The 12,671-nt window shown below is 36.6% G+C and carries 17 protein-coding genes; 1 reads left to right on the forward strand and 16 read right to left on the reverse strand.

The features are described 5' to 3' along the window. Positions 1–343 precede the first annotated feature (343 nt). Genes E7C97_RS07835 through E7C97_RS07870 form a run of 8 tightly spaced genes read right to left on the reverse strand, consistent with a single transcriptional unit; the run spans position 344 to position 5,678 of the window. Positions 344–1,360 (reverse strand): hypothetical protein, encoded by a 1,017-nt coding sequence (locus E7C97_RS07835; protein ID WP_316108745.1) that lies wholly within the window; start codon positions 1,358–1,360, stop codon positions 344–346. After that, entirely contained in the window at positions 1,353–1,820 is a 468-nt protein-coding gene (locus E7C97_RS07840) for a hypothetical protein (RefSeq protein WP_316108747.1), read from the reverse strand. Before E7C97_RS07840 ends, E7C97_RS07835 begins: the two co-directional genes overlap by 8 nt. A gap of 43 nt (positions 1,821–1,863) precedes the next feature. Further along, positions 1,864–2,658: a DUF4261 domain-containing protein gene (locus E7C97_RS07845; RefSeq protein ID WP_316108748.1), complete on the reverse strand. Its 795-nt coding sequence runs from the start codon at positions 2,656–2,658 to the stop codon at positions 1,864–1,866. Between the two features lie 49 nt (positions 2,659–2,707). Next, entirely contained in the window at positions 2,708–3,205 is a 498-nt protein-coding gene (locus tag E7C97_RS07850; protein WP_316108749.1) for a hypothetical protein, read from the reverse strand. A 10-nt stretch (positions 3,206–3,215) separates the two neighbouring features. Continuing rightward, complete coding sequence (locus E7C97_RS07855; RefSeq protein ID WP_316108751.1) at positions 3,216–3,770, reverse strand: hypothetical protein; 555 nt, start codon at positions 3,768–3,770, stop codon at positions 3,216–3,218. A 17-nt stretch (positions 3,771–3,787) separates the two neighbouring features. Beyond that, positions 3,788–4,270 carry a hypothetical protein gene (locus E7C97_RS07860; RefSeq protein ID WP_316108753.1) on the reverse strand — a complete coding sequence of 161 codons (483 nt, stop codon included), beginning with the start codon at positions 4,268–4,270 and terminating at the stop codon, positions 3,788–3,790. Positions 4,271–4,288: 18 nt separating this feature from the next. Next, complete coding sequence (locus E7C97_RS07865; RefSeq protein ID WP_316108755.1) at positions 4,289–5,140, reverse strand: CbrC family protein; 852 nt, start codon at positions 5,138–5,140, stop codon at positions 4,289–4,291. Positions 5,141–5,171: 31 nt separating this feature from the next. Further along, a complete protein-coding gene (locus E7C97_RS07870) occupies positions 5,172–5,678 on the reverse strand; it encodes a YfbM family protein (protein ID WP_049527159.1) in 507 nt (168 codons plus the stop codon). A gap of 120 nt (positions 5,679–5,798) precedes the next feature. Between E7C97_RS07870 and E7C97_RS07875 the strand changes: the two genes are divergently transcribed. Beyond that, positions 5,799–6,818, forward strand: coding sequence for a hypothetical protein (locus E7C97_RS07875; protein ID WP_316108757.1), 1,020 nt, complete (start codon positions 5,799–5,801; stop codon positions 6,816–6,818). Positions 6,819–6,848: 30 nt separating this feature from the next. Here E7C97_RS07875 and E7C97_RS07880 read toward each other — a convergent pair whose 3' ends face one another. From E7C97_RS07880 to E7C97_RS07915, 8 genes are all read right to left on the reverse strand, one after another. Continuing rightward, the gene (locus tag E7C97_RS07880; RefSeq protein WP_316108759.1) at positions 6,849–7,655 is read right to left on the reverse strand and encodes a hypothetical protein; all 807 of its coding nucleotides are present in this window, start codon (positions 7,653–7,655) and stop codon (positions 6,849–6,851) included. Positions 7,656–7,703: 48 nt separating this feature from the next. After that, a complete protein-coding gene (locus E7C97_RS07885; protein ID WP_000351658.1) occupies positions 7,704–8,015 on the reverse strand; it encodes a hypothetical protein in 312 nt (103 codons plus the stop codon). 38 nt (positions 8,016–8,053) lie between these two features. Next, the gene (locus E7C97_RS07890; protein ID WP_316108761.1) at positions 8,054–8,374 is read right to left on the reverse strand and encodes a hypothetical protein; all 321 of its coding nucleotides are present in this window, start codon (positions 8,372–8,374) and stop codon (positions 8,054–8,056) included. Between the two features lie 81 nt (positions 8,375–8,455). Continuing rightward, positions 8,456–9,337: a DUF4300 family protein gene (locus E7C97_RS07895; RefSeq protein WP_316108762.1), complete on the reverse strand. Its 882-nt coding sequence runs from the start codon at positions 9,335–9,337 to the stop codon at positions 8,456–8,458. Between the two features lie 128 nt (positions 9,338–9,465). Then, on the reverse strand, positions 9,466–10,251 hold the full coding sequence (locus E7C97_RS07900; protein WP_316108764.1) for an alpha/beta hydrolase: 786 nt from the start codon (positions 10,249–10,251) through the stop codon (positions 9,466–9,468). Between the two features lie 79 nt (positions 10,252–10,330). Continuing rightward, positions 10,331–11,239, reverse strand: coding sequence for a DUF6892 domain-containing protein (locus E7C97_RS07905; protein WP_316108766.1), 909 nt, complete (start codon positions 11,237–11,239; stop codon positions 10,331–10,333). Between the two features lie 78 nt (positions 11,240–11,317). After that, the gene (locus E7C97_RS07910; RefSeq protein WP_316108767.1) at positions 11,318–11,704 is read right to left on the reverse strand and encodes a hypothetical protein; all 387 of its coding nucleotides are present in this window, start codon (positions 11,702–11,704) and stop codon (positions 11,318–11,320) included. A gap of 45 nt (positions 11,705–11,749) precedes the next feature. Beyond that, entirely contained in the window at positions 11,750–12,160 is a 411-nt protein-coding gene (locus E7C97_RS07915; protein WP_316108773.1) for a hypothetical protein, read from the reverse strand. Positions 12,161–12,671: the final 511 nt, after the last annotated feature.

A 12,671-nucleotide genomic window follows, 5' to 3' on the forward strand; every position in this document is an offset into this window, starting at 1 on the left:
TAACATCAACTTATAAAAGTAGGCTTTTAACCCTATCAATAATGTGGCTTTTCAACCACGCTTCGGCATTCAACCCTGCCTGTCCGTAGGCATTTTTTACTCGGGTTTATATTTGCTAGAAAACATCATCTCATTTTCTAAGCTTCATTACTATATCATGTTTTCAGAGACTTGTAAAGTATTTTTAGAAACTTTTTTAAATAAATTCATTTATTCGTTCGTGAAATTTATTTAACTTAAAAATGGAAATCGTTTTAAATTTAAATCAAAAAACAAAAAAAGAAACTAAATAGATTAGTTTCTTTAATGAATCATAAGCATAATCAACTATTCAAAATTGCATTTACTCATCACGCGCTACTTGAACAGCTAGTTCAAAATCAGTCATCAAGTAATTTTCATCTAGACGGATGAGACTATAATACTCATTCCAAAATAGAGAGTCACTGTTGCTGGACCACTTTAAGCCATACCATAATTGAGTGACATCGTTTGTTCTTGATGGTGGAATTGACCATAGATGCTTCTTGAAAGTTTCTTGAACAAGAGGAAGGTCCAGTCGCGTAGTCAAGTCAAGTTCATCTAATTTGAGAGTGATAAAATGTTTTTTAGCTGCCTCAATACTTTCCTTGTTAAATCGAACCTGAATAATCTTAGAATCTTCTAAAGCCACATCCTGGTCCTCAGCACCGTAAAAGGAAATACTCCCCAGTACTATTCCATCTTTTGCCAGGAGATAGGGAGCGTAAGGAACAGCATTGCTATCCAGTCTGAATCCTTTTTCGATAGTGACTGTTTTATTGCCTGAATACCTTTGGAAACTGCCATCTGTAAGAAGTTTTTCGTAGTCACTAGCACCATCGCCCTGTCTTACATAAATATCAAATCCAGCATCCATCAGCTCACTAGCTTTGGTTTCTGCCAAAGTGATTTTACTTTCATTGATCTGCAAAATCGGTGCTTGAGGTGGCAAACCAATCGTGAGATTAAACATGACTCCTACTAGAAAGACCATAAAGGTTATAAGGAGGGCAAGTAAAGACTTTCCAGTCCTTTTTCTTGCATTGAAAAGAGCCATTATAGCTGGGAGGAGGATCATTTTGGCTAAAATAGAATTCCCAACACCACCTCTATTTAAGGCCTGAAAAGCAAAGACGCCTGCAATAGCAATCAAGGTCAGGTAGACTAAAATCTCGCCTAGACCCAGTTTTTCTGTTCGAGTTTGTTGATTTACAGGGGTTTCGTACAATGACTGCCCGTTCTCTCTCCTCTTTTTTAGAAAGAGATAAAAGCCCAGACCGAGTAGCAGATTAAAGATTGCAAAAACTATTAAAGTACCTATTATCGCCGTTCTAGCCATGGCTCTGTACTCCTTTATGTTCTCTCTCAAATCTTATCTTTCTCTTTAGCACCCAATTCCCAATCAATAAGACCAGCAAGAAGAAGGGGCCACCTTCTATGACCACAATGGGCAAAGCCAGTAGAGCAATCATCAAAAAACTAGCTTTCTTTTGACGCCAACTACCGCCCCATTCTCCGTTTATCAGTACCCCCAAATAGTCGATGTAGTCAGTAAACCAAGTCAATAAGGGATTTTGAAAATCACTTGCCCTTAGGTAAATGAACATAGCAGAATTAAGCAAAACATAAAGAATTCCAAGGACTAGAATAATCTTTTGACTAGTTCGAGTAGCCTCTAGAAGGATTCTTTCTCTCTTCTCTGGTTTTATTTCCTTGAGACTTGGATTCTTACAAGAGAGTTTTTCAAATCTATAGACCAGAAATCGGTAGAGATAATATTTTTTTATATCACGCTTCATAAAACCCCCAATTTAGGAAAGACACTCAATTATAAATCATGGTCTAAACATCTAACTTCAAGGAATTTCCTTCCAAATAGACGGCTTTTGACTCAGTAATTTTGATTTTTTGATCTTCTGAAAAGCCAATGGTTTCACCGTCCTTTAAGGTGACATTACTGCCTAAAACATACTGAAGAATAGACAAGAGGAAATAATATAAGTCGTCGCTATCCATAGGGGAGTCGATAATTTCAATCTCAGTTTTTCCAAACTCTTTCAAACCATAAGTGTAAATGCTGGTCTTATCTTTCTGATTGATAATCCCCATATAGATCCAGAGTTGAAGGGGAAGCATTTCTTCTTTCAAAAGGTCAGCCAGGTCTAGATAAAGATCTTTGGGCAAGAGCAAGGTGGTAGAACCCTGATAAATACCAATAGCTGATTGACTTGTTTTTAGGATAGAGGCATTAACTTTAGTCAATAAGGAATAAGTTTCTACTGGCGAAAGATTGTCAGACAAAATAGAAACAATGGCGTGTTGTGTGTGCTCCTGTGTTTCCTTCTCAACATCCTGCCAGAGGTAAGAATAGGCATACAATTCTTCAAATTCTTGAGTTGGGATAGGAAGATCCATCAATGCCAAAGCAACGAGAGCACCATCAATCACAAAGGTTGCACTAGAATCATCACCAGAAACTTCAGAAATTTCAAGCCCCCAGTGAGATTTTAAATCCTGAACGACCTTGTCTAAAGAATAAGCCTGCTTGCCTTTGAAGAGGGGCATGGACAAGGTAAGGGGCTTTTTCTTCTCTGTATTCTCTTTTTTACCAGTAAATAGTTTTTTCAAAAAATTCATAGGACTTCTCCTTTTTTTTCATATTAGTTGGGAAGCAAAGCTATCTTGGTCAAAGTGAGTCGAGATACCAAGTTTCCTCATCCTCAAAACCGTAAAATTTATCATCAAGTAGCCAATTTCCATCCACCAATCTAAGTACAAATTGATGCTTCATTTCTAAAGCTTCTTGATAATGGGTGATGACTCTTGCTTCTTCAGCTTTTGTCATGATAAAATCTACAGAAAAATCATTCCTTTGAACATAGTTATACTCACTTGGGGAGCCATAAGAATTTCGAACTCCTCCTTCCAAGTATTTTTGAGTCACTCGTCCAGTTAGAAGTTGCATTTGCCTCTGAAAATAGTCATCCATAAGTTCATTCCACTTGGGATGAACTTGATTTGCTGGGATGGCAAGGGCTTCTTTTTCCTTATCCAGTGCCCTGTTACGCTCAAAAATTTCCTCTTCTAACATGATTAAACTTTTGAGTAAATCAAGCAAGGGTGGGATGATTATTTCCACCATAGTTCGATAGTTTTCAGGGGTATTTTTATAGTTCACTCTCATGATTACTCTCTTAACTCTCCTGCATTAATTGCTTTAATTCTAAGTCTGAAAGTTGTCCTTCCATGTAGAGTTTCCTAAGTAAATCTTTATCAACTGTAATTTCATAATAGTCTGTCACAAACTCATGAAATCTCTCAAAGCTATCAAAGAGGTAAGAAAGCAACCATTCTCCACCATCCTGATCTTGGTAAGTCTGTTGATGCGCTTGACCGTCATACCAGATAAGGAAGGTTGTTTCATCTTTTTGGTCTTCTGAATAAAGTGAGACATACTTTTCATCCAGTCCTTTATAAAAACTATCGATGATATCTTGATTCCACTCGTCAGCAGCAAACTGGCTTAAACTACTTTCATGATCAAAACCTTTTATAAGGATCATTTTATCAGTCAAAATCACATCTAAAGAATCACCAGATCCATTGTCAATAAGGTAGCGGAGTCCATAGTCTTCTTCAGTCTTAATCACGAGTCTGAGCCAATCCTCACTCGGATCTGTCAGATACTCATCCATGACCAGCAAGGCATCTAAGCGAGTCTTTATCTTGTCCCAATCAATCTTTCTCATCTCTAAAAACCTCCGTCTTATCCTTGCGATTTATCAAGATCACAAGCCCTATAGCGAGCTGTTAGATAGCCCGATAAGCTAATCTGAGGGATATTCCACTCATTAGGCAAATAAATCGAACAATCTACCTGATCACCTAGAGGGGAACTTGCTGAGAAGACATATCTTCCCAAATCCTCATTATTAGAGTTTCTTTCAACTAGACTCAATCTGCTAGTATTGAACCAGTCTTTAAACAGTAGCCAGATTTGCTCGGCATCTTCGTTTAATAGGGAGACTTTCAAGTTGTAGCTGATTCCGACCCTACATCTTTTTTTGAATCCTGACTCATCAGCCTTACAAACCTTTATCGATCCCTTATCATACTGCCAGTTATCACTATCTAATCGCGGAAATTGAACAGATAGATTGTCTTTAAATCCCTGCATAGTATCTAATAAATCTTTGGAGGCAGCTTCGAATACTTCTAGTTCTTCCATAGTCTTCTCTTTAATTTTCATAGCGAATCACAATCCGATTTAATCTGCATCAACCCAGATCTGGTATTTTTGACAATGGAGACATCTGAAAAGGTAACCACAGATAGGTCCGTCTTTGACCAAGTAGTCTTCTACCTCTTGATATTCTTCACGCGCTTCATAGTCTGCCAAGACTTGCTCAGCGATTCCCATATCCATCAATTCTCGAGTTCCAACTGTACCCAAGTAAGCACAGTAATCTTGGCAACAAGAAAGCCAATATTCTCCCTGCCAACTAGAGTATCCTGGGGTCTGACAAAAAAGTAGCTGATTCTTTTCTGGATCCAATTCACCCTGCCACTCGGCATCTTGGATAAATTCCGCATCGAATTTTTTGGCTGCTTGACCGTTTGCAATGCAAGTTGGGCAGAGATGTTCTATCTCTTCAATACTATAGGGTCTAAGAGCATAATAAATATTGCTTTCTTTCCCACAAGATGGACAAAGCTTGGCTTCTCCTTCAACAAATGAACCTGTAGCTAAGGGATCTGGATGATAGAGAAAATGAGGTAAATCTTTTAACAAGTCCTGCCTTTGCTTCTTCTCTTCTTTTGTTAGGGGACGAGGAAGGGCAAAACGATCGCCATGACTCTGACTCATTTCTTGTAAACGGCTCAGTTTCTTTATCTGTTTTCGGTCTGGTTTATCTAAGATTTCGGTAAATAAGCTATAGGCACTAGTGTAGAGACCCAATTGTTCATAAAGGTCAACTAAGACTTTCTTCGCTTCTAAATCATCAGACTTAGCTAATTCATCAGCAAAATCATAAAGGGCTGCGACACTTGAAGACTTTCCATCTTGGTCCAGGTATTGCTTTTTTAATGTAATGTATTTTTCTAGAAATGGATTCATAGGATTACCTTTCTAATGGAATATAAAAACCTTAACAGATAGTAACTAGGACATTCCCCTTGTGGTTTAAGATTTCCTTGTAAAAGTCTTTCATTTTGACAAAGCAGGTTAAAATGTCATCCTTGATTTCTTCCTCTTCCTCAAGATAATCCCAAATATCAGGATACAAGTCGGCTTTCTTACAGGCTTCCATACTAAAATCAACCATAGCTCTGTCCATGTCAAAACTTTCTAAAGCTTCTACTATCTCGGCTATCTTGTTTTTTTCAGTATAGGCGATATATTCAGATACATCCTCTAGAGGAGTCACCCCTAAAACAGCTTCTCTCAAGGGATTGTCATCCAAAAATTCTGAACTACTAAATCCTGTCAAGACAAAGACCAAGGCATCCCACATTTTATCGATATCCAGAAAAATTTCATATTCTTCTGCATAATCCTCCGCCAAGTCCAGCAAGTTATTTTCCTCATTAGAAAGTAGCTTTATTTGTTTTAATTTATCGTCTGGTAAATATTGATAATTGGCAATCATTCCCATGATTTTACTCCTTTGAATCAGTTAGTATCATACGGATGTTTTTAGCTCTATTTCCCTAGAAAATGCTATAATGTAGATAAGAAAATTGTTTTATTGAATGTTAAATAGGCGGAAATAGTCATGTTCACTAGTATTGTTTTGGGCTTTTATGCTCTTTTCTTTCTATCCTTATCCTTTACCGTCTATCTCTATATTAGGCTTGTGGTTGCGGTTAAAAAAGGCAAAGACATTCCAAAATGGATTTATAAACTTGGGCATGCTATTCAAGGAAGAATTCACGTTGACTATGAAGAAATCACTGATGCCAATGCCCTTAAAGAGATTCATTGGTTCTTGCTGATCTATTTAATCGTCAATCTACTCCTATTGGCTGGCTTCTACTATCATGGCAATAGCTTCCCGCAAGCAGTTTATGAATGTTCGAAAAAACAATTTTTTATTGTGCTTGTTAGTATGATTTTAAAAAGTCTTGGCAAATTTGTTGTACTGGCTATAAGAAAAAACTTTCATAACAGTCATACCTATGCATCAACCAACGCTTTTATTGGGACAGCTTTTTTAACGAGTTATGTTTTTATGTTTTGCACGATGATGAGTGGCTTTCCAGCTCAACCTGTTCCAGTAACCATTCAAGATACCACTGTCATTATAGGAGAGACCAAGGCTTCCGAGCTTTTGGAGCATGGGTTCACCTTTAGAGATAAAGGCGCGGAGAGCTCCATCACCAATCCAAAAAACGACCATTTCTACTATGGTCAACTTCTCGAAGTCAAGCGGGATAATCAGTCCTACGGCTTTATGAGCCTTACTCCCACAGGTAAAGACACTGATCAGCTCAAAAACTGCGTCATCACCTATTACAGAACACCTAAGGATAACAATCAACTAGAAGAAATTTCCATCAATCATGTCAAGCTAGCAAATCTCAAGCTCCAAGACTTTCAAACACGAAAATTAATCGATATCTTTGAAGTCAATCCAGCTGATTATAATGTCACTGATAAGGATAACAACTTTATCCTAACTATTCAAACAGCAGATTACGACCTCTGGAAAAGGTATCGTATTGAATCCAAGTTCAATTCAGATGGTTCGATTGATAGCTATGGAGTCAGAGCCCAGCATAGCATGTGGGAATGATTGACCATTTCTCCCATTATCACATAGGCATTAAACTGGAAAAATATCGTCGACTAGTTTATAGGTTTCGATGAAACGAAGGCCAGAGGAACCTTTATCTCTTGTGATTTCTTCATAAATATCTTCTAAATTTTGGGCAGGTGCTAGCATCCAAAGACTAAAAGGTCTAAGTTTCACCTGTCCAATTTTTTCAATATTTTCTAATAATTGTCCTAAATCTTTGTGATTGAACCAGCAGTCTGTAACGAGAGCAAACTTTGTATTGTCCATCTTACAGGAGATATGACTGGTCAAAAAATCATCGATGGTGGGCTTTTTTGTTTGTAAGAGGCGCGTGCAAGCCAGATGGTACTCAATCTTTCTAGGACTCTGATCAACCATAGATACAAAGACAAGGCCATACTCATCTTGGAACTTAACAGCAAGGAGATCCCCTTCTTCAAAATAGGGTTTGCGTTTAGTTTTGGTTTTAGGGACCTTTAGAGGCCTAGGATTTTCAGTTTGCAACTGGATAGCAAGTTTTTCCAAGACTTTTTGCCTTTGCTTCAAAGCCTTTGGATCTATTTCCATCCAAAACGGATCAGCCCCTTTTTTGAGAAGCTCCAAGGTTTTATCTCTGATATCGTCTGTCAGGTGACCAATCTTCCACAACGAGTAGGCAAGAGCAGTCCAATAAATTTCTGTAAAAAAGTCTGTTTGACAGTAATCTTTCTCCGCATCAAGGATATCCTTGATGATATTCGTCACATGTTCACCGTCTCTATAGCGACCGACTACTTCATTGTAAATGTCATAACCTTGATCACTGTCAATGATTTTAACGCCATCAATTGCCATTCTCAACTCCTAATGTTCAATCGACATCTTATTTCTGAATCTCAAAGCTTATTTGATCTTATGCTTGTTCATTTTCTCTTGGAAAATATCTGTAAGAATTTGACGTAATTCTTGAGCTTCCTTTTCAGGAAGTTGGCCTTCTTGTTCAGCTACAGCATACAACTCTGGATACTCAAGCGAGATTCTCTTGACAGTACGTGTAATAGCATGTTTTCTAACAAAAAATGGAATCCGTTTAATCATATCTTGAGGAATTAAAGCGATAATCTTATCGGCAGTTTCCTTATCGTTCAGCTTAGAGAAAGTTAGTCCCTTTTTAATCATTTCTTGTTCTTTTTCTGTAAAATCTTTAATATCCATTGTGTCTCCTTATAACTATTTTATTTACTACTATTATACTATTTTTTTAATTGGTCGAATGAAAAATCTCTATAAATTGCTTCTTTACCAAGAACGGAATCTGTTGTAACAGGTAGTTTTTTCAGCAACTCTTGAATATCAATATCTTTGGGAAGAGGATTAAATTCTCCCAGACTATTTTCCTGAAGGTGTGTTGCAAAGATAAACTCTCCCTTTACCCAATCCATAGCACAATCATTGATAACATCCACCGGCGACAGGTCCAGCAGTTCTTGCTCTTGCGCTATAAAAGTCTCGTAGATCAACTCAAAAATAGCTTCTTTATCAATTTTTACAACTCTTAATATATGTTCATCCATGCTTGCTGTCCTCTAATCATATCAATTTAGCTATCATTCGATTGGTAACTTCTTATCCCACTCTTTAAGCAAATCATCCTTTTAGAGTTGAACCCACTTATCATTATCCATAATAAATGGTTTCGCTAGACCTTCACCTGTATAGTTTTCGTATTTTGTATCTAGATATTTGTAACAATCTTCCTTGGTCGCAAATTTAATGGCTTGATAAGGTTCCTCAAAGGTTAACTTTTCGACAAAGAGATAGCCATCCTCGCTTGGTACAAGAATACCGACATGGCCGATAAAGAGGGATTGCCCATCCAGATCATCATGGACGACTACGGATAGCATTCTTGCATTTTCATTAAACTTGAATTGAGAAAGGAACTGTTCCATCCTTGCAGCATGAACCTTGACATCAGTGGTTGCTTCGGTCTTGACTATTGAGAATAGAATATCAAAGGCATCCTTGTCTTCTGCACCAAAGACTTTTCCCTTATCAATAGCATCATTGTCGACAAACAAGAGGGAATCATCTTTCTCTAACTTAGGAATTTCGATGGAATTTTTCAATAAACAATAACTGTTAATACGACAGTTGGTACCTACAAAATCACCTTTTTTCGGTGTCCAAAGATTGCTAATCTTTTCTACGTCATATTCTGTCTTTGTAAATGAAGAAAAATCTCCAGTTAATCCAACTGAACCGACAGTATTGTTATAATCGTTGACAAGATTGAAAAAAGCCTCCACACTGTCCTTATCCAAATGCGCAGCCAAGGCTTTTCGAACTTCTTCTGCACTGGGATTACTGTTCATATTGCTATAAGTAGCTTTCCAGGAAACTTGACCAGACTGTGTTTGAGTTACTGAGTTTTCCGTAGTAGCATCGCTTGCCTTTTGTGGTTGACTGCAAGCTACTAAGGTCAAAAGAAGTGTTGAGCAAAGACCAATTTTTATCAATCGATTGTTTTTTTTCATCAATTTATCTTTCTAAATATGTTTGGAGTTGCAAGCACTTTTGGCGAGCAACTATTTTAGCAGCTCTTAGATAAAGTTAAGGTCATACAGGATCTTGCATCAATCTATTTTCACTCATTTCTATGGTCTTACACATAGGTCTTTTTTGTGGGTTCTAATACTGTAGCATTAGTTAACATTTCATCTCGCAGGATCTTAGAGTAAACTACCGAATTTTCAGTGATCTTGCGACAGTGGTCATATCCTTGCCAAATGTGAAATGTGGCATGAGGATACTTTTTTGGAAGAACTTTTTTAGCAGCTATCAGGTCGAATTCTCTTGAACCATAAAAGAAAACACAACTTTTTTGTTCCTCTGGCGTAAGATTAGGCAAGGCTACAAATGCACAATCATGGGAAATATGTCTGATGCTTTCTTCATCCATAGCAATGAAAGAATCCGCCATCATCTCTCCTTTTTCTCCATAAAGTGAAACCATCTTATGAACAGCTATATCTCTATTTCGCAAGGCTTTTCTATGCTTTATTAACAATAAATACCTAGTAAATACATCTAGCAAAGGCGCATTTGTCCATAAACTAACCCCTTCAAAAACAAGTTTCCCAAACTTGATATCCTTATGATTCAATAATTGCAGTAACACAACTCCACCCAAGGATGCACCAAAGCCTAAACTCAAATCTTTTATCTGGTGTTCCTTTAGATAATTGTAGATCATCTGGCTTTCCTTAAGAGCTGACTCGTAAGTATCCGAAGCTGATCGCCCATGCGCAGACAAATCCGGAATAATATATCTAAACTCTTGCCCCATCTGATCTGCAATGAGGGACTTCATCCCTTGAGCAGAAGATAACATAGGGTGGATTAACAATATCGTCTCTTTCTGATTAGAATTAAGATCAAGAATGTTCATTTTCCGACACCAGATTTCTTTCCTTTTTTAGCCCTTTTCCTTAACATCCATTTATGATTTATTCAGATAAATGCTTCAATTATAATAGCTTCACTTGAACCCCTTGCTTGTCGAAGGTTTTTTTGACATGTTCAAAATTACTGCTTATGATAGTCGCTTGCTTAAGATTTGGAAACTGTTGCAGTTCTTTAAGGCTCACTTCATTTAGATTGAAACCATCATCTTCACCGTCCCACTGAGGTATCAGATTCATATAAATTTCATTTCCTCCATCCATATAGATTTCTTGGACTTGTTCAGCATATTTCTTAGGTATAGGAAGATTTATCATATAATCAAGTGCTGGCTGAATAATCTCCATACTTTCTGTGTCGATGTTCAACTCACTGGCTTCCTCTGCAAAATCAAAAATATTAAAAATAGGTTTCAAAACCTCTAAATCATACATTAAAACCTGGATAATGGCTAGTTTAAAATTTATATTGTCAAAGTGAAGCACTTCTCCATCAGTTGTTTTTAACTTGTAACTTTCCCGTTCACGTTTTATCTCTGGAAAGTAGGAAATAGAAAGTGTGTCTGTGATTGTCTCTGTAATTCCATTGAAATTAGTTCCATAAGGAGTCCATAAAATAAGGTTAAAATCCCCTACTCTCTGTCTATCAGAAAAGAAATAAGGAGACTTTCCATCGGAAAATACCACGGCTTGACATGGTTGCTTTGGCAATTCTTCCTCTCCAATCATAGATTTTACAACATCGCCATAGTATAGGAAAACAGTAGAAATCAAATGTTCCTCATCAATGTATGTTTTAGATTTTTTTAAATGATTTTTAATCGAGTAAGAATGTTCAAATACAATACCATCATTGTCATAAATGTATTTAATAAATTTATTATCTTTTTTGACAACCTGGTCAGGTTTCCCCAATACAGCTTCAATATCTTTCAAGGACAAAGGAAAAGCTAAGCTAGTTCCGTTAATAATCATTGAATTGTTTTGAAGATTGATTTCAAGTTTTTTGTGTGTTTTTTTCTTAAAAAAATCAAATATATTACTTACCTTTTCTTAAGTTTCTTCCAGATAAATTTTGACCGCTTGGTATTCCTGTTCTTTAGCATAGGCAAACACCTCTGAAGCTCTAATGTAGTCAAAAATATTTTCCTCTAAATCTTCATCCCAGGTAGATTCACTGAAGATTTGATTGTTCTGACTAGCTTCATAGAAAACATCAAGGTGAACTTGATAAAACTCTTCATCTTCATTTGGAGCTTGTCTTACTAAGGATAGTTGAAACAAGGGCTTATCAGATATAGCTGTAAATGTCCCTGTTTCAAATAAAATCATCTCATCCTCAATAGGCTCACGACACAAGTCTTCAAAGATTGCTACCATTTCCTCTAAGGGCATCTTATCGGTGATTCTTTCTCTTAAAAATTCAAGTGATTGCTTCATATTGCTCCTCTTTCTAAATGTTTACCATCAGAAACTGACTAAAAATTAAAAGTAACCTATAACTCTAATAATCTCTATAAAGTAGTATATACCTATCGCGATAGCTATCATAATTGCTAGAACAACTAAACCAATGAGAATCCTTGCCCAGATATGCCTTTGTGCCTGTTCAATGACAAAAGCGCTAACGGACGCGAACGATAATCCAAAAGCTAGAAAGATAGATATGGCCCAAACAAACGGAATAGCTGTCATCCAAGGGTAGGGAAATGGTTGGCCGACTGGATGATTTTCTAAAATAAAATAAGTAATAATCGCAACTAGATACAAAAAAATATTCACGATATATAAATATTTAAAAACCTGACGTCTATGAACGAATACCATCAATCCTAAGACGAAAATCATGATAAGGGGGATGAAAAGACGCCCCCAAATATAACTGTCATTAAACATAGCTAACTCCTATATCTTATGCAAAATCATTTTCAACTACCAATGCTTCAATTTGCTAATCTGGTCTCCCTTATTCCTGATAATTCCAAAGATATTTTTCTGAATGACACCAGCCAGAAATATAGTCTAGCATTTCTGCAAACCACTCTTTTATCATTCCATCTTGTAAGCTGTCATAGTATGTAAAAGATCTCTCATATACTTGTGTCTCCTTTATACCTAGATGATGGATTTTCCTTAAAAGATTAAATCCTAACTCAGCATATTCTTGAAAATTTTCATCTGTAACCTGATTCGAATATTCGAATATTCGATTATTTGAAGAAAGAAGCTCTCAAATTCAGTCAACTTTCTCACCTCTGATCTAGCTTTTGAGTCCATAAAATAACTAATCTTAACTTGGAAAAATCCTATTATAGTTACTTAGTTTATAAAATACATGTTATAATAAAGCTATGGCATATAGTACAGATTTTAAACAACGAGCATTAAATTACATCAAAGAGGGACA

The organism is Streptococcus sp. (assembly GCF_032481935.1).
In the GTDB taxonomy this organism is placed as follows: domain Bacteria; phylum Bacillota; class Bacilli; order Lactobacillales; family Streptococcaceae; genus Streptococcus.